Source organism: Mangrovibacter phragmitis, assembly GCF_001655675.1.
Classification (GTDB): domain Bacteria; phylum Pseudomonadota; class Gammaproteobacteria; order Enterobacterales; family Enterobacteriaceae; genus Mangrovibacter; species Mangrovibacter phragmitis.
The window spans coordinates 1-20,660 of sequence record NZ_LYRP01000048.1; the positions used below are offsets into that span (position 1 = coordinate 1).

Consider the following 20,660-nt stretch of genomic DNA (forward strand, 5'->3'; position numbering starts at 1 on the left):
GAATTAAACTGTTTATTCGTAATGAATTAACTGTTAGTCACTCTTTAAGACTTGATAATTTTTAGCGTCTTGCGACGTTAAGATATCAGTGCTTATGAGTGCCCACACAGATTGTCTGATAAATTGTTAAAGAGCAGTGCCACCGTATTTCCGGGTGGCGCGGGCTGCGTATATTACGCTTTCCCGCTACAGAGTCAAGCATTTATTTTTACTTAACTTTGCCTGACAGGCCGGTTTGTTTGCCGTTGTGCCGTGTCAGTGGTGGCGCATTATAGGGACTAATCTCTCGCTGGCAAGTGTTTAATACAAAAAAATTATCGTTCGATTATTTTCCAGGCAAATCACATCTTAAACTGTGATTTTTGGATATTTATTATACAAAAACAGGCCGCACAGGGCCTGTTTTTGTTATTTTTGTGATTTACTGCACTGCGACAATCGAACCATCTTTAACTTTCAGCTCAATTGTTTTTCCCGGAATTAACTCGCCCGACAAAATTTGCTGGGCCAGTGGGTTCTCAACCTGTTGCTGAATGGCTCGTTTCAACGGCCGCGCACCATAAACCGGGTCGTAGCCATTTTCACCAAGCATTACCAAAGCTTCATCTGTGATATGAAGTTCATAACCACGTTCTTCCAGGCGTTTATACAACCGCTGCAACTGAATATTCGCAATAGAAGCAATATGGCGCTCTGAAAGTGGGTGGAAAACAACTACCTCATCAATACGGTTGATAAACTCAGGCCTGAAGCTATGAGTCACTACGCCCATTACCAACTCTTTCATATTGCCATAATCAAGTTCCCCAAACCGTTCCTGGATTAAATCAGAGCCCAGGTTTGAAGTCATGATGACTACAGTATTCCTGAAATCGACCGTTCTCCCCTGGCCGTCAGTAAGGCGCCCATCGTCTAATACCTGTAGTAAGATATTGAATACATCAGGATGTGCCTTTTCAACTTCATCCAGCAAAATGACCGAATATGGGCGGCGACGCACGGCTTCCGTCAAATAGCCCCCTTCCTCATAACCGACATATCCTGGAGGTGCCCCGACTAAACGGGAAACCGAGTGCTTTTCCATAAACTCCGACATGTCGATACGAACCATGGCGTCATCGCTGTCAAACATAAAATTCGCCAGGGATTTACACAATTCCGTTTTCCCAACCCCCGTAGGACCGAGGAACAAGAAAGAACCAATTGGACGATTAGGATCAGAAAGCCCCGCACGGCTACGGCGAATAGCATTCGAAACAGCCTGAACCGCCTCATCCTGGCCAATCACACGCTGATGCAATTGATCTTCCATACGTAATAACTTATCCCGTTCGCTTTCCAACATGCGGGACACAGGGATCCCCGTCCAGCGAGCCAGCACCTCAGCAATTTCTGCATCTGTCACTTTATTACGCAACAAGCGCATCGTTTTACCTTCAGACTGCGTAGCTGCCGCCAGCTGTTTCTCCAACTCGGGAATTTTGCCGTACTGCAGTTCAGACATTCTTGCCAGGTCTCCAGCACGACGCGCCTGGTCGATGGCAATTTTAGCCTGTTCTAATTCCGCCTTAATAGTTTGAGTACCGGATAACGACGCTTTTTCAGCTTTCCATTCTTCTTCCAGCTCAGCGTAGTCACGCTCTTTCTGAGATAACTCATCATTAAGCATTTCCAGACGCTTTTTACTGGCATCATCGGATTCTTTCAGTAGCGCCTGTTGTTCCAGTTTCAGTTGAATGATTCTGCGGTCAAGACGATCCAACTCTTCAGGTTTTGAGTCAATCTGCATTCGAATGCTGGAAGCAGCTTCATCTATCAGGTCAATCGCTTTATCCGGTAATTGCCGGTCTGCAATATAGCGATGTGACAGCGTTGCCGCAGCAACAATAGCCGGGTCAGTTATTTGCACATGGTGATGCAATTCATACCGCTCTTTTAAACCACGCAAAATAGCGATGGTGTCTTCAACACTGGGTTGTGCGACAAATACTTTCTGGAAACGACGCTCCAGCGCAGCGTCTTTTTCAATGTACTGACGATATTCATCCAGTGTGGTAGCCCCAACGCAATGCAACTCACCACGAGCAAGTGCCGGTTTCAGCATATTGCCCGCGTCCATTGCGCCATCGGCCTTACCAGCCCCTACCATAGTGTGTAATTCATCAATAAACAGAATGACGTTGCCTTCCTGTTTGGACAGATCATTCAGTACTGCTTTCAGTCGTTCTTCAAACTCGCCGCGGTATTTAGCGCCAGCCACCAGCGCCCCCATATCCAGAGCCAGAACACGGCGGCCTTTCAAGCCTTCAGGCACCTCGCCGTTGATAATACGTTGGGCAAGCCCTTCCACAATGGCGGTTTTACCCACACCAGGCTCACCAATCAGTACTGGATTATTTTTAGTACGGCGCTGCAATACCTGAATGGTTCGGCGAATTTCTTCATCACGGCCAATAACCGGATCAAGTTTGCCTTGTTCCGCCCGCTCAGTCAGGTCAAGCGTATATTTTTTTAATGCTTGCCGTTGGTCCTCGGCACCCTGATCATTCACGTTTTCCCCTCCGCGAATTTGCTCAATCGCTTGTGTTATATTGGCGATTGTTGCTCCAGCAGATTTCAGAATATCTGCCAGTGAACCGCGCGATTCAAGCGCAGCCAGAACGAACAGTTCAGACGAAATAAAGTTATCGCCACGTTTTTGCGCCAGTTTGTCGCACATGTTCAATACTCGCACCAGATCCTGCGAAGGTTGAACATCGCCCCCGGTACCTTCAACCTGAGGTAGCCGGGATAACGCATTTTCCATGGCGCTTTTAAGCTGAGTAGTATTAACGCCAGCAGAAGTCAGTAAAGGACGTACAGAGCCCCCCTCCTGATTGAATAAAGCACTCATCAGGTGAAGCGGTTCGATAAATTGGTTGTCGTGCCCGAGAGCAAGAGACTGGGCATCAGCGAGAGCAAGCTGGAATTTGTTAGTAAGACGATCCAGACGCATAATTCCTCCCATAACAGGTCAAATTTGCTACTGGAGATTAAATGAGGTCATCCCTCAATTTATTCAAGGTTAATGACCATAATTATGTTTGGGAAAAAATACACGTACCGGATCGCCTTGATTTAATAGGTTATATCAGCCAGATAAAACTTGCCATACGCCCGGTTGTTCTGTCACGGCGATAAGAGAAGAACGTACTGGACTCACTGAATGTGCAATGGTCACCGCCATACACCTGGTTAATACCCAGCTTTGCCAGGCGCTGGCGAGCCAGTTGGTAAATATTGGCGAAATATTTCTCACCCACAGGCCTGAATGCCTGCTGTGCTTCCGGGGCCTTTTCCATAAATGCGGCCCGCACTTCCGGGCCAACTTCAAAGGCCTCAGGACCAATCGCCGGGCCTAACCATGCGAGTAAATTAGCTGGTTCATCTTCAAAACAAGCAACGGTTGCTTCAATAACACCTTCACACAGCCCACGCCAGCCAGCATGTACAGCAGCCACTTCCGTACCTACATTGTTACATAATAAAACCGGCAAACAGTCTGCCGTCATAACAGCACACACTTTCCCTTTTTGCCGGGTATATACCGCATCTGCACGCTTATTCTCCCAGGGAGAATCCAGATTAAGTACATGCGTGCCATGAACTTGCTCAAGCCACTCTGGCTGAGCTGGCAAACCAGCTGCCGTATAAAAAATTTGCCTGTTTTGTTCAACATGGGCGGCATCATCACCACAGTGGGCGCCCAGATTCAGGCCCCCCCAGGGTGGCTGACTCACCCCGCCAATTCGGGTACTACTGCACGCCATTACACCTTCAGGTAATGGCCACTGCGGGGTGATCATTTTTGTCATAACCAGTCCACTTGATCTTTATAGGTTTCGAAATCGTCACGCATTACGGCAATAAGATCAATCATGTCTTGTGGAATAGGCGCATGCCATTCCATTTCTATACCGGAAATGGGGTGATATAAGCGCAGCATAGTGGCATGCAACGCCTGCCTGTCAAATTTACGCAGAGTGTCAATAAACGCTTCAGAGGCACCTTTTGGTGGACGAGGGCGGCCGCCATACAATGGGTCGCCCACCAGCGGGTGGCTGATATGTGCCATATGAACGCGAATCTGGTGCGTACGGCCAGTTTCCAGGCGCAGGCGCAGGCGGGTATGCACCCGGAACTGTTCCATAATCCGGTAGTGCGTCACAGCATGCTTGCCCATTGGGTGCACAGCCATATGAGTGCGCTTAGTAGGATGCCGGCTGATAGGTTCATTAACCAGACCACCGGCGGTCATATGCCCGATTGCCACTGCTTCATACTCACGGGTGATTTCTCTGCGCTGCAAAGACTCAACCAGGCGCGTTTGTGCCGGGACAGTTTTTGCCACCACCATCAACCCGGTGGTGTCTTTATCCAGGCGGTGCACAATCCCAGCCCGAGGAACATCCACAATCGGCGGGTAATAATGCAGTAATGCGTTTAGAATAGTGCCATCCGGGTTACCAGCACCCGGGTGAACCACTAAATCGCGCGGTTTATTAATAACGATGATGTCTTCATCTTCGTACACGATATCCAGCGGGATATCCTGCGGTTCGAAACGCACTTCTTCTTCAATTTCCGCATTGATGGAAACCTGTTCCCCACCAAGCACTTTTTCTTTAGGCTTATCGCAAAGCAGACCATTAATCTGAACGCGGCCCTGCAAAATCCACTCTTTTATTCGAGAACGGGAATAATCCGGGAACAATTCAGCCAAAGCCTGATCTAAGCGTTGACCGAGTTGAGTTTCGGATACCGTTGCAGTGAGTTGTACTAGTTGTGCCATATACAGCTTCTTTGTTTAACGTTGGGTTTTTACGGCTTTGCCGTTTAATATAGTGTGCTATTGTAGCTGGTCTTGACCGGAAGCTTCACGGAAAGTCTCCCGGAATAACATTTTGAGGAAAGCCAAAACGTCATGATGCGTATGAAATATCTGCTGGCAGCCGCCACACTGAGCCTTGCTCTGGCTGGTTGTTCCAGCTCCAAAGATGAGGTGCCTGATAATCCGCCTTCTGAAATTTACGCGACTGCTCAGCAAAAGCTGCAGGACGGTAACTGGAAAGCGGCGATAAAGCAACTTGAAGCGCTGGATAACCGTTATCCGTTTGGCCCATATTCGCAACAAGTTCAGTTGGATCTTATCTACGCCTATTATAAAAACGCAGACTTGCCGCTGGCACAGGCAGCCATTGACCGCTTCCTGCGCCTGAACCCCACGCATCCTAACATCGATTATGTGCTTTACATGCGTGGCCTGACCAACATGGCGCTCGACGACAGCGCACTGCAAGGTTTCTTCGGTGTGGATCGTTCAGACCGTGACCCACAGCATGCGCGTGATGCGTTCAACGATTTCTCAAAACTGGTACGTGGTTACCCGCACAGCGAGTATGCGAACGATGCAGAGAAACGGATGCTGTTCCTGAAAGACCGCCTGGCAAAATACGAGCTCTCCGTGGCGCAATATTACACCAGACGTGGCGCCTGGGTTGCAGTTGTTAACCGTGTGGAAGGTATGCTGAAAAACTACCAGGATACGCAGGCTACTCGTGATGCCCTGCCTCTGATGGAAAATGCCTACCGCAAAATGCAACTGGATGCGCAGGCAGAGAAAGTAGCCAAAATTATCGCATCAAACAGCCCGAACACCTGATTGGTGCCTCACACAAAAAAACGGTAGCCACAGGCTGCCGTTTTTTATGCCACTCACACACAAACTGTCACTTTTTCAGTTGTGTTATCCAGTCAACTATGGCGCTTTTTAGCGTATTCGACAAGGCCTAAATGGCCTCATCCTGTCCTGCCTCACAAAACACGTTAGATTGACAAAAAGTGACAAAATTACGTGATTTTACTCACGCATTTTGACATTAAGCGCGGTATGCTGAAATCACCAAGACGGAAAGACAAGAGGTAAATTTATGACAATGAACATTACCAGCAAACAAATGGAAATCACCCCAGCTATTCGCCAGCATGTCACCGAACGTCTCTCCAAACTGGACAAATGGCAAACGCATCTTATTAATCCGCATATTATTTTGTCCAAAGAACCTAAGGGTTTTGTTGCAGATGCAACCATCAACACACCGAATGGGCATCTGGTGGCCAGCGCAAAACATGAAGATATGTACGCCGCCATTAATGAACTGATAACGAAACTGGAGCGCCAACTGAATAAGCTACAACATAAAAGTGAAGCCCGCCGGGCCGATGCTTCAGTAAAAGATGTGATCAGTGCTGAAGAAGCGTGATACATCGCAGGTATATTTCCTAACGCGCCTTCGGGCGCGTTTTTTATTGACAGAATGAAAACTCTGCGGGTACTTTACTGGTATCACTTTCAGAGAAACGTACATGAAACAACGTCTGTTCTTCTTCGCATTCTTCTTTATCTTCCCCATTTCGGGGGGGCGATTCGTCATATAAGAAGCACGCGAAGACGAATAAGCAGGCCTCCCCAAACGGGGAGGCCTTTTTTATGGCTAACAAAAAGGTTGAGTTATGACTCCGGAAAATCCATTACTGGCCCTGCGGGACAAAATCAGCGCAGTTGATAAAAAGCTGCTGGATCTCCTGTCTGAGCGTAAAGCGCTGGCGGTGGAAGTAGGTAAAGCGAAACTGGCAACGCACCGGCCTGTGCGCGATATTGACAGAGAAAAAGATTTGCTTGAGCGCCTGATTATTCTGGGTAAACAAAAGCAACTCGACGCACACTATATTACCCGCCTGTTTCAATTAATTATTGAAGACTCCGTTCTTACCCAGCAAGCCCTTCTGCAACAAAACCTGAATAAAACAAACCCCCACACCGCACGTATCTCTTTCCTCGGTCCAAAAGGCTCCTGGTCTCATCTGGCTTCCCGCCAGTATGCCGCACGCCATTTTGAAGAATTTGTTGAGTGTGGGTGCAATAAGTTTCAGGATATTTTCAGCCAGGTCGAAACAGGTCAGGCAGACTACGCAGTTGTTCCACTGGAAAACACCAGCTCAGGCGCAATCAATGATGTTTATGATTTACTGCAACACACTAACCTGTCTATTGTGGGAGAACTGACACTGCCAATTGACCATTGTGTACTGGTATCCACAACAACGGACCTTGATACAATCAAAACCGTTTACAGCCATCCACAACCCTTTCAGCAATGCAGCCAATTCATTAACCGCTACCCGCACTGGAATATTGAATACTGTGAGAGCACTGCGGCGGCAATGGAAAAAGTGGCCCAGTCTTCAGACCCTTCTGTCGCAGCACTGGGAAGTGAACCTGGCGGCGCTTTATACGGGCTGCAAGTACTTGAACGCAATCTGGCGAACCAGAAACAAAATATTACCCGCTTTGTAGTACTGGCCCGCAAACCTGTAAACGTTTCTGACCAGGTTCCGGCCAAAACCACACTGCTTATGGCTACCGGGCAACAGGCAGGCGCGCTGGTTGAAGCACTGTTGGTGCTGCGCAACCACAACCTGATCATGACCAGGCTGGAATCCCGTCCGATTCATGGTAACCCGTGGGAAGAAATGTTTTACCTGGATATTCAGGCCAACCTGCAATCTAGCGCCATGCAACATGCGCTGGCTGAACTGGAGAGCATCACCCGTTACCTGAAGGTACTGGGCTGCTACCCCAGCGAAAATGTGATTCCAGTTGAACCAGCATAACAGTCGTTCACCAGTGGAACTGTACGCTACTAGCCCGCAAAACGGGTCGCAGCTATACCCTCCACATCAACAGACAGAGTGAAGATAGCGCCAGATAAGGGGTACTGAGCCTGCCCCTCGTCACTCATATTTTCCCGGGTGGTGGTAATAAACAACGTGCGCATATCCTCACCGCCAAAACAGACCATAGTAGGCATAGGTACTGGCAGTCGCACTTCCAGTAACTGTTCCCCTTGTGATGAAAATCGGGCAATACGGCTGCCGCCATGAAATGCACTCCAGTAACACCCTTCGGCATCCACTGCAGCGCCATCTGGCAGTCCCTCTTCTGGTGTGAAATTGCGAAACACCCGGCGCACACCTTGTTCGCCCTGCTCATCTATTCTGCTCTGGTAAATCACACGGTTGGGGGAATCTGAGTTATACATGTATTCACCCGATGGACTGAACGCCAGCCCATTAGCTCCCTGCAGATCACACTGAATAACCTGGGGCTGCAAAGTGCTGCCAACACGCACCAGTAACGCACCATTGAAATCACCTGGAGCCCAAAAGGTTCCGGCATAAAAGTTGCCCTGGCGGTCTGTTCCCCCGTCGTTGAAGCGTGCGAGCTGAGGGTTATTAGGGTTATCACACACTTTATGCAGCAAAATGCCATTTGCGTTACACAGCCAAATACCGCTACGCATTGCCACAATGAACCCACCAGACTGACGTAAAGCAAAACACCCAACCTCTTCCGGAAAGCGAATAACACGATGCTGGCGTGAGGCTAACTGGAAACTATGAATTTCTTGTTCCAGAATATCGCTCCAGTACAGTGTACCTTCCTGTTCATCCCACACCGGGCTTTCCGGCAAGTGCCCGATATAATCCAGTAACAGCTCTGGCGTCCCCATGATTTTCCCCCAAAATAAAAAACCAGCAGATTTACCCTGCTGGTTTTCAAGTATAAAACCTGTTTTGCTTATTGGCGGCTATCGTTAGCCTGACGTAATAAATTTCGGCTTTCTTCCTGAAAATGTTTCGCGTAATCACCAAACCAGTGTTCAACTCTGCGGAAACTGTCGATAAAGGCCTGTTTGTTGCCATGCTCTATCAGGCTCAACGCCTCACCAAAGCGCTGATAATAACGCTTGATGAGTGCCAGGTTATTTCCAGAAGACATAATAATATCGGCATATAACTGCGGGTCCTGGGCAAACAAGCGCCCGACCATTGCCAGCTCAAGCCGGTATATAGGCGAAGACAGCGCCAGCAGTTGATCAAGCTGAACATTCTCTTCAGCCAGATGCAGGCCATAAGCAAACGTGGCGAAATGACGCAACGCCTGAATAAAAGCCATATTCTGATCATGCTCAACCGCGCTAATACGGTGTATGCGCGCGCCCCAAACCTGGATTTGTTCAAGAAACCATTGATACGCTTCCGGTTGGCGCCCATCACACCACACAACAACTTGTTTAGCGAGGCTGCCAGTATCCGGACCAAACATAGGATGCAGCCCCAAAACAGGCCCGGAGTGAGCAGCCAGCATCGCCTGTAACGGAGAATTCTTCACCGAAGCAAGGTCAACCAGAATACAATCCTGTGGCAGAGGCGGAAGCTGGTTAATCACCTGCTCAGTCAAATGGATGGGGACGCTGACAATAACCATTCCGGCATCATGCAACAGCGTTTCGGCCTGCGGCCAGTCTCCTTGTTCCAGAATTCTCACCTGGTAACCGGACAACACCAGCAGTTTTTCAAATAACCGCCCCATTTGCCCTGCGCCACCGATAATCACCACAGGACGCAACCCCGGCATCAGTGTTTTAAAGCCTTTATCATTCTCACTGGAATAAGACTCGCGCATCACCCGACGTAACACATCCTCGATAAGATCCGGTGGTACACCAAGCATTTCAGCTTCATGGCGACGCGAAGCCAGCATTGACGCCTCTCGCTCTGGAACATAAATCGGTAACCCATAACGGCTCTTTACTTCTCCGACTTCAGCGACCAGTTCAAGGCGACGTGCCAGTAATCCGAGTAACGCTTTATCCACCTCATCAATTTGATCGCGCAGTGCAGTCAGTTCAGCAACCATTCATTCTTCCTCTTAAGCCTGGCGCGCAGCAATATGCTCACGAAGATCTTCATGGATATCACACAACAGCGCCTCGGTCGCTTCCCAACTGATACAGGCATCAGTTACAGAAACCCCGTATTTCATTTCGTTGCGGGGTTGTTCTGATGACTGGTTGCCTTCGAATAAGTTACTTTCAATCATCAGGCCAATAATAGAACGGTTGCCATCCTTTATCTGAGCAACAGCCGATTCCGCAACCCCGGTTTGACGACGGAAATCTTTGTTTGAGTTGCCATGGCTGCAATCTATCATCAGAGATGGACGGAGTCCCGCCTTCTGCATCTCTTTTTCACATTGAGCAACATCTTCAGGGCCGTAGTTGGGTGCTTTTCCGCCCCGCAAAATAACATGCCCATCCGGGTTACCCTGGGTCTGCAACAGGCAAACCTGGCCTGCCTGGTTAATCCCCATAAACCGGTGCTGCATAGATGCGGCACGCATTGCATTGATTGCGGTAGCCAGGCTGCCATCTGTCCCATTTTTAAAGCCAACAGGCATAGACAGCCCGGAAGCCATTTCACGGTGGGTCTGCGACTCAGTTGTACGGGCACCAATAGCAGACCAACTGAACAGATCACCCAGGTATTGCGGGCTGTTTGGATCCAGTGCTTCTGTTGCCAGTGGCAAGCCCATACCAACCAGTTCCACCAGCAAGTGACGGGCAATTTTCAGACCAGCTTCCACGTCAAATGAACCATCCATATGCGGATCATTGATTAAGCCTTTCCAGCCAACAGTAGTACGCGGTTTTTCAAAATAGACACGCATCACCAGATACAAGCTATCGCCGACTTGTTCTGAGAGTGTTTTAAAACGACGGGCATATTCAATTGCTGCTTCGGGATCATGAATAGAGCAAGGGCCACACACCACTAACAAGCGCGGATCGCGCCCGGCAATAATATCTGCAATGGTCTTGCGAGACTCAGACACTTGAGCTTCCTGTTGTGCAGTAAGCGGAAACTGCGCTTTGAGTTGTTCAGGTGTAATCAAGATTTGTTCATCAGCGATGTTGATATTATTCAGCGTGTCTTTTTGCATGGTGGAAGTCCTGTTAAAACGAAGTTTGCGATATTTTCCCCGAGAGGCGCATTAACCTTACCACAGCAGGTAAAGATTTCAATCCAAAATACGTAAACTTTAGTTTACACCATCAATTTAATTGCCATTAAAGCGGAAAAATCACCATAAAAATGTAAACTTATAATTACACCATGAAAGACACTTCACTAAGATACTTATCTCACGTCACTCAGCATGACGCGTATTTACTACAGAAAAACAGCTTCCTGGTCTGGCAAACCAGGAAAAAACCATATGGAGAATCAACACGCTATTTCCGGACTGACGAAATGATAACAAAATGTTATTATCATCAGATTATTCGCATATTGTAAGCACGAGCCAGAAAACTCACATGCCCCGACTCGTCTCAATGCTATTCCTGATTTTTGCATGTTCTATTTCTGCAAAGGCCAGCGCCTCTGACGCAGGGTCTCAGCCATACCTGTCCGGCACCGCTCAAAATGTAAAAAGAATAGTTTATGGCATTGTCAGCTATACCCGGTGGCCTGCTTTGACCACCAGGCCCCGTATGTGCTTTTCGCGCAGCACACCATACCTGGACGCACTGACATCGCCGAATAACGCGGAAAGTATGCCTTATCAGCCAGTCATATTAACTGAGATTAACAGTACAACCGCAGCGCAGTGTGATGGCATCTATTTCGGTCAGGAATCAGCACAAACACAACAGACCGTTATTCAGCAACTCCCAGCTGGGGCGCGTCTGTTCATTTCAGAAAATAATCCACAATGTGTAACAGGCAGCGCTTTTTGCCTTGCCATAACATCTGATTCGGTAAAATTTTCCGTCAATCTGGATTCGTTGACACGCAGCGGTGTGCACGTTTCGCCTGATGTTTTGTTGCTCGCAAGAAAAACGGAGAAGTGATGGTAAAGGACACCCGGTTTTGCTCACGACCAACATTCAAAAATACGTTACGACGCATCAGCCTGATTAGCGTCATTGTGGCGATGATTGCATCATGGATCCTTATTTCTCTGACATCTATGGTGGCTCTCAAGCAGTATGCACAGACAAATTTAGCGTTATTGAGTAGCACCATCAGCCACAGCCTTGAAGCCGCCACGGTATTTCATGATTCGCAGGCTGCGCTGAACACACTGCAAACACTGGGGGAACAAGGGCAATTCTCTGCCGCCATTGTTTATGATACTCAGCAGCAGGAAATGACGCGCTGGAACAGCCCCAAAATTCGCCATCAGACCATGATAGAAAGTCTGGTCAGTAAGTGGGTTTACCCGGAACCGGTCTATAAAACAATTGAACACAATGGCCAGGTGGTAGGCACACTTGTGCTGACTGGCACCGATGGCATCGTCACACATTTTGTCTGGCTCTCGCTGGCTGTTTTGGGCGGCTGTTTGTTCCTGGCTGCATTGTTGTCGCTGCTTATCAGTAACTATCTGCATCGCGACCTGAATAAAGCCCTGCATGCAATGACAAGCGTGGTGCACGACGTGCGTGAAAACCGTGATTTCTCGCGACGAGCCACGCCAACCCACATTGATGAGTTCTACCATTTTGCCAAAGACTTTAACAGCCTGCTTGATGACATGGAGACCTGGCAAATCCAGCTCCAGCAACGCAATGCCTCTTTACTGAAGAGTACGCTGCATGACCCGCTGACCGGGCTGGGTAACCGTAATGCATTTCGCCAGGCGCTGGATAAACTGTACAGCGCACCAGAGGCCAGAACCGGTGCCGTGTTGCTGTATATGGACGGTAATCATTTCAAGACCATTAACGACACATGGGGGCACAACGCAGGAGACCTGGTACTGATTGAGACAGCCCACAGACTGGCGACATTCGCTGGCGAAACCTGCCCGGCCTTTCGGTTAGGTGGGGACGAATTTGCTATCTTGTTGGCCGGCATACAGCATGAGGCTGATATCACGCAGAAAATCAGTGAAATAACGCAACGCCTGTCTTCTTCTATTGCAATCTCACCAGAAAAAAGTGTGGTGATGTCATTAAGCATTGGCTATGCATGGGCACACACTTGCAGTACCCCTGAAGAACTCATTGATAGTGCAGACACCAGCATGTACCAGGTGAAGCGCTCAACACGCAGATAAGCAGCATAAGACACAGCAATAGGGAATGATAATTATGAGAAACGTTTTCGCTCCAGTACTGTTAACAGCGACTGTATTACTGACTGCCTGCCAGACGAATACTGGCGCGTTCACCCATCAGCAGGTTGCGGCCATGCAGTCTTATGGTTTTAAACAGACAAATTCAGGCTGGTCCCTGGGGATGTCGGATAAAATTCTGTTCGACACCGATCAATTTCGCCTGAAACCCGCCAGCAAACAAAAAATACAGGGCATGGCCCATCACCTGGCGCAGGTGGGCATTACTCACGCGCATTTTAATGGTTACACCGATAATTACGGTGACAGGCAGTACAACCTCGCATTGTCACTGAAACGTGCAAATGCTGTTGCTGATGCGTGGGCAGATGGAACAGGCGTTTCCAGAGACAACCTCACTGCTGAAGGCCTGGGAGACAAATACCCGGTAGCCAGTAACGCAACACGCGAAGGGCGAGCGGAAAACCGCCATGTAGCTGTGGTGATTACCACACCTTAACGGCCTTTGGTTTGATTAAACATTCGTAAATGGGTGAATCGTTTCAAATTCTGGCTGTCTAAACACCATATTCCAAGTACAACTGGCTGATTAACGGTTTGTTTTCTCTTTGCTCACCACACCGTTTCATGTCACTGGAGAATGCATGTTTTCAGGCTTTAAGAAATCCTTCCTTCACCCAAGAAACTGGTTAACCTGGCTGGGTCTGGGTATTTTATGGGCCATGGTTCAGCTTCCGTATCCCGTTATAGCCTGCATTGGTCGTGGGCTGGGTAAAGCATCTCGCCCATTTCTGAAACGCCGTGAGAAAATAGCAAGGCGTAATATTGAATTGTGCTTTCCTGAAATGAGCACCGCCGAAAAAGAAAAGCTTGTTGACGACAACTTTATTTCCCTCGGCATGGGGTTGCTTGAAACAGGCATGGCGTGGTTTTGGCGCGATTCGCGAGTGCGAAAGTGGTTCGATGTTGAAGGTTGCACACACCTTGATCAGGCAATGAGCACCAAAAAGGGCGTAATAGCAATCGGTGTTCACTTCATGTCACTTGAGTTGGGCGGCAGAGTGATGGGTTTGTGCCAGCCAATGATGGCGACATACAGGCCTCATAACAGCCCATTAATGGAGTGGGTTCAAACAAAGGGCCGCCTGCGGTCAAATAAAGCAATGATAGACCGGCGAAACCTGAAAGGTCTGGTCAACGCACTGAAAAGCGGGGAAGCGGTATGGTTTGCTCCAGACCAGGATTATGGGCCGAGAGGCAGTGTCTTCGCTCCCTTTTTCTCAGTACCGGATGCCGCTACCACCAATGGTACCTATGCCGTTTCGCAACTTTCCCGTTCACAGATGCTGACTATCACCATGGTCCGTAAACCCGGCAATGCCGGTTACCGCTTGCATATCAGTAAAGCCTTTGAAGACTACCCGGACAGCAAGATACAGGCAGCCAGGTACATCAACAAAGTTATAGAGAAAGAGATCCTGCGTGCACCCGGGCAGTATTTATGGGTACACCGGCGTTTTAAAACTCGCCCGGAAGGTGCCGCTCAGCTCTATTCATAACCTGCAGAGCAACGGCAGGATTATGCCAAATCCGGCTATTGAAAACCATTTGACAACACAATGCTTTCCTGAGAGCACTGGCAATAAACATGGCAAAGAAAAAGGGGCTGGCATAATGCCAACCCCTTGTTTTCTATTAACTTTAAGATGACGCTTGCGCGTGTACTTAGTTAAGACGCTCTTTAATACGAGCCGCTTTACCAGTACGCTCACGCAGGTAGTACAGTTTAGCTTTACGAACGGCACCACGGCGTTTGACGTTGATAGAATCAACAACCGGTGAGTGAGTCTGGAATACACGCTCAACACCTTCGCCGTTGGAAATTTTACGAACAGTGAATGCAGAGTGCAGACCGCGGTTACGAATAGCGATAACCACGCCCTCGAATGCCTGCAGACGTTTTTTAGAACCTTCAACAACCCATACTTTCACTTCCACGGTATCGCCCGGACGGAAGGAAGGTACGTCCTGCTTCATCTGCTCTTGTTCAATTTGCTTGATAATGTTGCTCATAATTTAATCTCTTATCCTGGGTAAACTGATGTTTCGGGTGGCAGCCTATGCTTCGCCATTCCCATCATGTTTATGTTGCTGCTTATGTTCCCGCTGGAACTCCGCCAGCAACTTTGCTTGCTCTTCAGTCAGAGCCAGGTTTTCCAGAAGTTCAGGTCTTCTAAGCCAGGTGCGGCCCAGCGACTGTTTCAAACGCCAGCGGCGAATCTCAGCATGATTACCCGACAGTAACACTGGCGGTACTTCCATGCCTTCCAGAACCTCAGGCCGGGTATAATGTGGACAATCCAGCAACCCATCCACAAATGAATCTTCATTTGCTGACGCCTCATGACCCAGTACACCGGGAACAAACCGGGCAACAGAATCAATTAACGTCATGGCGGGTAACTCACCACCACTGAGCACGTAATCCCCGATAGACCATTCTTCGTCAATCTCGGTTTGTATAACGCGCTCATCAATACCTTCGTACCGGCCACAAACCAGAATCAGCTTCTCATTTGTTGCCAGTTCACTGACGCCAGCTTGATCAAGCTTGCGCCCCTGAGGTGACAGATAGATCACCTTAGCGCCTTCACCTGCCGCGGTTTTGGCTGCATTGATGGCATCCCGCAAAGGTTGAACCATCATCAGCATCCCAGGCCCGCCACCATAAGGACGATCGTCCACAGTACGGTGCCTGTCATGCGTGAAGTCACGGGGACTCCAGCTTTCGATGCTGAGCAGGCCATTTTTTACAGCCCTACCAGTTACCCCGAAATCGGTAATCGCGCGAAACATCTCGGGAAACAGGCTAATTATGCCAATCCACATAGCGCTGTTATTACCGTATTATCCGGTGGTTAAAAACCAGGATCCCAATCTACTTCAATAGTTTGAGTAGTGAGATCGACTTTCTTGATAACCTGCCCGTCCAGGAACGGAACCAACCGCTCCTTGACACCAAATGCATCTTTCAGGTTTGCCTTAATGACGAGAACGTCATTCGACCCGGTTTCCATCATATCAATGACTTTACCCAGGTTATAACCATCAGTTGTGACTACCTGGCAACCCATCAGGTCTTTCCAGTAATAATCACCATCTTCAAGTTGCGGCAACTGCGACGAATCCACAACAATTTCGCAATTAGTCAGTAAATTCGCGGCATCACGGTCATCAACACCTTTCAGTTTGATGACAACATCCTGATTGTGGTAGCGCCAGCTTTCCAGCTCAACAACTTGCCACTGACCCGCCTTCTGGATAAACCAGGGCTGATAGTCAAAAATGCTTTCGGTCTCTTCAGTGGAAGAAAACATTCTGAGCCAACCACGAATACCGTAGGGAGACCCCATTTTCCCCAGAACTATGGGTTCAACGGGCGTTGATACGGTTTGTTGCTTGCTCATCATGACCACCGCGACAGATTAAGCTGCTTGTTTTACTGATTTGATCAGCGCAGCAACGCGATCAGATACAGTTGCGCCCTGGCCAACCCAGTGAGCGATACGATCCAGATCCAGGCGTGAGCCTTCTTCTTTTTCGCTGGCCAGCGGGTTGAAGAAACCAACGCGCTCAATGAAGCGACCGTTGCGCGCATTACGGCTGTCAGCAACGACAACCTGGTAGAACGGACGCTTTTTAGCGCCGTGACGTGCTAAACGAATAGTTACCATAACATCCTCTTGAGTTAATAAAACAACCGGGCTCCATCGAGGAACGGAGCCCGGTGTCATATAAAAAGCCCGAAAATTTTACTCATTTCTGCGTAAAAATCAATTCAATTTACGGGTTGTGTGGCCGCAGTGCAGTACAATTCCAGCTACACCGGCGTTCAGCTTACACCCTGGCAACACAATGCCAGCCAGCCAAACGTTGTTGACTAACAGGCATCAACGCCCCGGGAAGCCCGGTGGCATCATGCCTTTCATACCACGCATCATTTTCATCATCCCGCCCTTCTTCATTTTCTTCATCATGCGTTGCATGTCGTCGAACTGTTTCAGAAGACGGTTAACATCCTGAACCTGCATACCGCAACCGGCGGCAATACGGCGTTTACGGGATCCCTTGATGATATCTGGCTGAGCACGTTCTTTGAGGGTCATTGAATTAATGATAGCCTCCATCCGCACCAGCACTTTGTCGTCCATCTGGGATTTCACGTTATCTGGTATTTGGCCCATACCCGGCAATTTACCCATCAGGCTCGCCATACCGCCCATATTGCGCATTTGCTTCAGTTGCTCAAGAAAATCGGTCAGATCAAAACCATCGCCTTTCTTCAGCTTGGTTGCCAGTTTCTCGGCCTGAGCACGGTCAACTTTGCTTTCGATATCTTCAATCAGCGACAGCACATCGCCCATACCGAGAATACGTGAAGCGATACGGTCCGGATGGAAAGGCTCAAGCGCTTCTGTTTTTTCGCCCACACCCAGGAACTTAATAGGTTTCCCGGTGATATGACGAATGGACAACGCCGCACCGCCACGGGCATCACCATCAACTTTGGTAAGGATAACCCCCGTCAATGGCAGCGCTTCGTTAAACGCTTTTGCGGTATTCGCGGCATCCTGCCCGGTCATGGCATCAACCACGAACAGCGTTTCCACCGGGTTAATAGCCTGATGGACTTGCTTGATTTCATCCATCATTGCTTCATCAACGTGCAAACGGCCGGCTGTATCCACCAGCAGCACATCGTAGAATTTCAGTTTCGCGTGTTGCAGCGCGCTGTTAACAATATCCACAGGCTTTTGCTGAACATCAGAAGGGAAGAAATCGACCTCAACCTGTTGCGCCAGGGTTTCCAGCTGTTTGATAGCAGCCGGGCGATACACGTCGGCAGACACCACCAGCACTTTCTTTTTATGTTTCTCGCGCAGGAATTTCCCCAGTTTCCCCACACTGGTGGTTTTACCGGCCCCCTGCAACCCCGCCATCAAAACAACAGCCGGGGGTTGTGCCGCCAGGTTGAGTGCCGTGTTTTCTTCACCCATCGCCGCAACCAGTTCTGTGCGGACAATTTTCACGAACTCCTGGCCAGGCGTCAGGCTTTTGTTCACTTCATGACCAACCGCACTTTCTTTAACGCGGTTGATAAACTCACGCACCACTGGCAGAGCGACATCTGCTTCCAGCAGCGCCATGCGCACTTCGCGCAGTGTATCTTTAATATTGTCTTCGGTAAGCCGCCCACGGCCGCTGATATTGCGCAGCGTGCGCGACAAACGGTCTGTTAAATTATCAAACATTGTCTTCTTACCCGAATGGTAACTTAGGCCGCAAGCGCGACAGTGATTCATGAATTGGCGCAGTATAACATGAAGCAGTCATTGATGTTATGCAACGGTTGGAGCCGGGAGCGTGTAACGTTATACTGCGTCTTCTGATTCTGGCTAACACCGACATCCTATATGCCTGTTTTTTCTATTCTTGCGCTGGCGGCCTACTCTGTCAGCCTCGCGCTCATCATTCCTGGTCTGTTAAAACAACAGAGCGGTTGGCGCCGTATGGCGATTTTGTCGGCCATTATCGCCCTGGTTTGCCATGCTCTGGCGCTTGAATCCCGTATTTTTATCAATGGCGGGCAAAACCTCAGTTTGCTTAACGTCGGCTCGCTGGTCAGCCTGATGATTTGTATCGTGATGACCATTGTCGCGACAAAAAACCGTGGCTGGCTGCTGTTGCCGATTGTGTATGCGTTTGCCCTCATTAATCTGGCTTTCGCCTCATTTATGCCAAATGAGTTTATTACTCACCTGGAAACCACCCCGGGTATGATGGTGCATATTGGGTTGTCTCTCTTCTCTTATGCTACGCTGATTATCGCAGCGCTTTATGCCCTGCAGTTAGCCTGGATTGACTACCAACTGAAGAACAAACGCCTGGCGTTCAGCGCAGATATGCCGCCACTTATGGGCATTGAACGCAAAATGTTTCACATCACGCAAATTGGTGTGGTGCTGCTCACGCTAACCCTGGCAACAGGCCTGTTCTACATGCACAACATGTTTACCATGGAGAACATTGATAAAGCCGTGCTGTCTATTCTGGCATGGTTTGTCTATATCATCCTGCTGTGGGGGCATTATCATGAAGGGTGGCGTGGTCGCCGCGTTGTCTGGTTCAATATGGCCGGTGCGCTGTTACTCACTCTCGCTTACTTTGGAAGCCGTGTACTGCAACAACTCCTCGGCTAATTTTCTTATTAATAAAGGACGATTTTTTTGGAAGACATTTCCACCACCACGTTGATTATCACCCTGGTGATCATGGTGTTGATTTCCGCCTACTTCTCCGGTTCGGAAACCGGAATGATGACACTTAACCGTTATCGCCTGCGCCATCTTGCAAAGCAGGGAAATAAATCTGCGCGGCGTGTCGAAAAACTTCTGCGTACACCGGACCGCCTGATAAGCCTGGTGCTGATTGGCAATAACCTGGTCAATATCCTTGCTTCTGCACTGGCAACCATTGTTGGTATGCGCCTGTATGGCGATGCCGGGGTTGCTATTGCCACAGGTGTTCTCACCTTCGTGGTACTGATTTTTGCTGAAGTGCTGCCTAAAACTGTCGCTGCACTCTACCCTGAAAAAGTCGCGTTCCCCAGCAGTGTGTTATTAGCGCCGCTCCAGGTCATCATGATGCCACTGGTATGGTTGCTGAACATGATAACCCGCATCTTAATGCGCACTGTGGGGATAAGAACCGACGCTGTGGTGAGTGCCGCGCTCACCAAAGATGAACTGCGCACTATTGTTAATGAATCCAAATCCAAAATCTCCCAGCGTAACCAGGACATGCTGCTTTCTGTGCTGGACCTGGAGAAAGTAAGTGTTAACGACATCATGGTGCCGCGCAATGAAATCGTGGGTATTGATATCAACGACGACTGGAAATCGATTGTTCGCCAGCTGACTCACTCACCGCACGGGCGTATCGTTCTCTACCGTGAATCGCTGGATGATGCCATCAGCATGCTGCGTGTCCGTGAAGCCTACCGGCTAATGACGGAGAAAAAAGAGTTCACGAAAGAAGTGATGCTGCGCGCCGCCGATGAAATTTATTTTGTTCCCGAAGGCACGCCGCTCAGCACCCAGCTCATCAAATTCCAGCGCAATAAAAAGAAAGTGGGTCTGGTGGTAGATGAATACGGCGATATTCAGGGGCTGATTACCGTTGAAGATATCCTTGAAGAAATTGTCGGGGATTTTACTACCTCTATGTCGCCTTCTCTGGCGGAAGAAGTCACACCGCAAAATGATGGCTCGGTCATTATTGAAGGGAGCGCCAACATTCGTGACCTCAATAAAGCCTTTAACTGGCATTTCCCGGAAGAAGAAGCGCGTACCGTAAATGGGATGTTGCTTGAGGCGCTGGAAGAGATACCTGCGGCAGGTACGCGAGTGAATATAGGCCAGTACGATATAGATATTCTCGATGTGCAGGACAACATGATTAAGCAGGTAAAGGTGACCCCGGTTACCCCGCTTAAAACCAGTATTCAGAGCGCAGAATAATTACCGCCATTTACTCACCAAAAAACCTCTGCCTGGCCCGGCAGAGGTTTTTT

21 protein-coding genes and 1 other annotated feature are annotated in these 20,660 nt (G+C 49.0%); of the genes, 10 read left to right on the forward strand and 11 right to left on the reverse strand.

Annotated elements, in window-relative coordinates; all coding sequences use genetic code 11:
* Positions 1-421: 421 nt before the first annotated feature.
* From clpB to rluD, 3 genes are all read right to left on the reverse strand, one after another.
* Positions 422-2,995, reverse strand: coding sequence for an ATP-dependent chaperone ClpB (clpB, locus tag A9B99_RS20280; RefSeq protein ID WP_064600747.1), 2,574 nt, complete (start codon positions 2,993-2,995; stop codon positions 422-424).
* 130 nt (positions 2,996-3,125) lie between these two features.
* Positions 3,126-3,854, reverse strand: coding sequence for a purine nucleoside phosphorylase YfiH (gene yfiH, locus A9B99_RS20285; protein WP_064600749.1), 729 nt, complete (start codon positions 3,852-3,854; stop codon positions 3,126-3,128).
* The gene (gene rluD / locus A9B99_RS20290; protein WP_064600751.1) at positions 3,851-4,831 is read right to left on the reverse strand and encodes a 23S rRNA pseudouridine(1911/1915/1917) synthase RluD; all 981 of its coding nucleotides are present in this window, start codon (positions 4,829-4,831) and stop codon (positions 3,851-3,853) included. The genes yfiH and rluD overlap by 4 nt, the downstream gene beginning before the upstream one ends.
* Positions 4,832-4,963: 132 nt before the next feature.
* Between rluD and bamD the strand changes: the two genes are divergently transcribed.
* From bamD to pheA, 4 genes are all read left to right on the forward strand, one after another.
* On the forward strand, positions 4,964-5,701 hold the full coding sequence (gene bamD, locus A9B99_RS20295) for an outer membrane protein assembly factor BamD (protein ID WP_064600753.1): 738 nt from the start codon (positions 4,964-4,966) through the stop codon (positions 5,699-5,701).
* 268 nt (positions 5,702-5,969) lie between these two features.
* The gene (gene raiA / locus A9B99_RS20300; protein ID WP_064600754.1) at positions 5,970-6,302 is read left to right on the forward strand and encodes a ribosome-associated translation inhibitor RaiA; all 333 of its coding nucleotides are present in this window, start codon (positions 5,970-5,972) and stop codon (positions 6,300-6,302) included.
* A gap of 102 nt (positions 6,303-6,404) precedes the next feature.
* Positions 6,405-6,531, forward strand: a sequence feature (Phe leader region).
* Positions 6,406-6,477, forward strand: coding sequence for a pheA operon leader peptide PheL (gene pheL / locus A9B99_RS24075; protein ID WP_197499305.1), 72 nt, complete (start codon positions 6,406-6,408; stop codon positions 6,475-6,477). It overlaps the preceding feature by 72 nt.
* 21 nt (positions 6,532-6,552) lie before the next feature.
* Positions 6,553-7,713: a bifunctional chorismate mutase/prephenate dehydratase gene (gene pheA / locus A9B99_RS20305; RefSeq protein WP_064600755.1), complete on the forward strand. Its 1,161-nt coding sequence runs from the start codon at positions 6,553-6,555 to the stop codon at positions 7,711-7,713.
* A 29-nt stretch (positions 7,714-7,742) separates the two neighbouring features.
* Here pheA and A9B99_RS20310 read toward each other — a convergent pair whose 3' ends face one another.
* The 3 genes from A9B99_RS20310 to aroF all read right to left on the reverse strand — a co-directional run bounded on the left by A9B99_RS20310 (position 7,743) and on the right by aroF (position 10,885).
* Positions 7,743-8,612, reverse strand: coding sequence for an SMP-30/gluconolactonase/LRE family protein (locus tag A9B99_RS20310; protein ID WP_064600756.1), 870 nt, complete (start codon positions 8,610-8,612; stop codon positions 7,743-7,745).
* A 68-nt stretch (positions 8,613-8,680) separates the two neighbouring features.
* Positions 8,681-9,802: a bifunctional chorismate mutase/prephenate dehydrogenase gene (tyrA, locus tag A9B99_RS20315; protein ID WP_064600758.1), complete on the reverse strand. Its 1,122-nt coding sequence runs from the start codon at positions 9,800-9,802 to the stop codon at positions 8,681-8,683.
* A gap of 12 nt (positions 9,803-9,814) precedes the next feature.
* The gene (gene aroF / locus A9B99_RS20320; protein WP_064600760.1) at positions 9,815-10,885 is read right to left on the reverse strand and encodes a 3-deoxy-7-phosphoheptulonate synthase AroF; all 1,071 of its coding nucleotides are present in this window, start codon (positions 10,883-10,885) and stop codon (positions 9,815-9,817) included.
* 322 nt (positions 10,886-11,207) lie between these two features.
* Here aroF and A9B99_RS20325 point away from each other — a divergent pair, with 322 nt between their 5' ends.
* The 4 genes from A9B99_RS20325 (at position 11,208) to lpxP (ending at position 14,586) form a co-directional block, all read left to right on the forward strand.
* Positions 11,208-11,798 (forward strand): regulatory sequestration protein YfiR, encoded by a 591-nt coding sequence (locus tag A9B99_RS20325; RefSeq protein WP_231889222.1) that lies wholly within the window; start codon positions 11,208-11,210, stop codon positions 11,796-11,798.
* On the forward strand, positions 11,798-13,009 hold the full coding sequence (gene dgcN, locus A9B99_RS20330) for a diguanylate cyclase DgcN/YfiN (RefSeq protein WP_064600762.1): 1,212 nt from the start codon (positions 11,798-11,800) through the stop codon (positions 13,007-13,009). The genes A9B99_RS20325 and dgcN overlap by 1 nt, the downstream gene beginning before the upstream one ends.
* Before the next feature lie 34 nt (positions 13,010-13,043).
* Positions 13,044-13,526, forward strand: a complete 483-nt coding sequence (locus A9B99_RS20335) for an OmpA family protein (RefSeq protein ID WP_405027735.1) — start codon at positions 13,044-13,046, stop codon at positions 13,524-13,526.
* 145 nt (positions 13,527-13,671) lie between these two features.
* Entirely contained in the window at positions 13,672-14,586 is a 915-nt protein-coding gene (lpxP, locus tag A9B99_RS20340) for a kdo(2)-lipid IV(A) palmitoleoyltransferase (RefSeq protein WP_064600764.1), read from the forward strand.
* Between the two features lie 166 nt (positions 14,587-14,752).
* Here the strand turns inward: lpxP and rplS are convergent, their stop codons facing one another.
* The 5 genes from rplS to ffh form a co-directional block, all read right to left on the reverse strand.
* Positions 14,753-15,100: a 50S ribosomal protein L19 gene (gene rplS / locus A9B99_RS20345; protein WP_064600766.1), complete on the reverse strand. Its 348-nt coding sequence runs from the start codon at positions 15,098-15,100 to the stop codon at positions 14,753-14,755.
* 45 nt (positions 15,101-15,145) lie between these two features.
* Entirely contained in the window at positions 15,146-15,916 is a 771-nt protein-coding gene (gene trmD, locus A9B99_RS20350; protein ID WP_064600768.1) for a tRNA (guanosine(37)-N1)-methyltransferase TrmD, read from the reverse strand.
* A 29-nt stretch (positions 15,917-15,945) separates the two neighbouring features.
* Positions 15,946-16,494 carry a ribosome maturation factor RimM gene (gene rimM / locus A9B99_RS20355; RefSeq protein ID WP_064600769.1) on the reverse strand — a complete coding sequence of 183 codons (549 nt, stop codon included), beginning with the start codon at positions 16,492-16,494 and terminating at the stop codon, positions 15,946-15,948.
* Between the two features lie 18 nt (positions 16,495-16,512).
* Positions 16,513-16,761, reverse strand: a complete 249-nt coding sequence (gene rpsP, locus A9B99_RS20360; RefSeq protein ID WP_036104040.1) for a 30S ribosomal protein S16 — start codon at positions 16,759-16,761, stop codon at positions 16,513-16,515.
* A gap of 216 nt (positions 16,762-16,977) precedes the next feature.
* Entirely contained in the window at positions 16,978-18,339 is a 1,362-nt protein-coding gene (ffh, locus tag A9B99_RS20365) for a signal recognition particle protein (RefSeq protein ID WP_064600770.1), read from the reverse strand.
* Between the two features lie 162 nt (positions 18,340-18,501).
* On the opposite strand from ffh, the gene A9B99_RS20370 reads away from it, so the two are divergent.
* Positions 18,502-19,287, forward strand: a complete 786-nt coding sequence (locus tag A9B99_RS20370; RefSeq protein ID WP_064600771.1) for a cytochrome C assembly family protein — start codon at positions 18,502-18,504, stop codon at positions 19,285-19,287.
* A 27-nt stretch (positions 19,288-19,314) separates the two neighbouring features.
* A complete protein-coding gene (locus A9B99_RS20375) occupies positions 19,315-20,607 on the forward strand; it encodes an HlyC/CorC family transporter (RefSeq protein WP_064600772.1) in 1,293 nt (430 codons plus the stop codon).
* Positions 20,608-20,660: the final 53 nt, after the last annotated feature.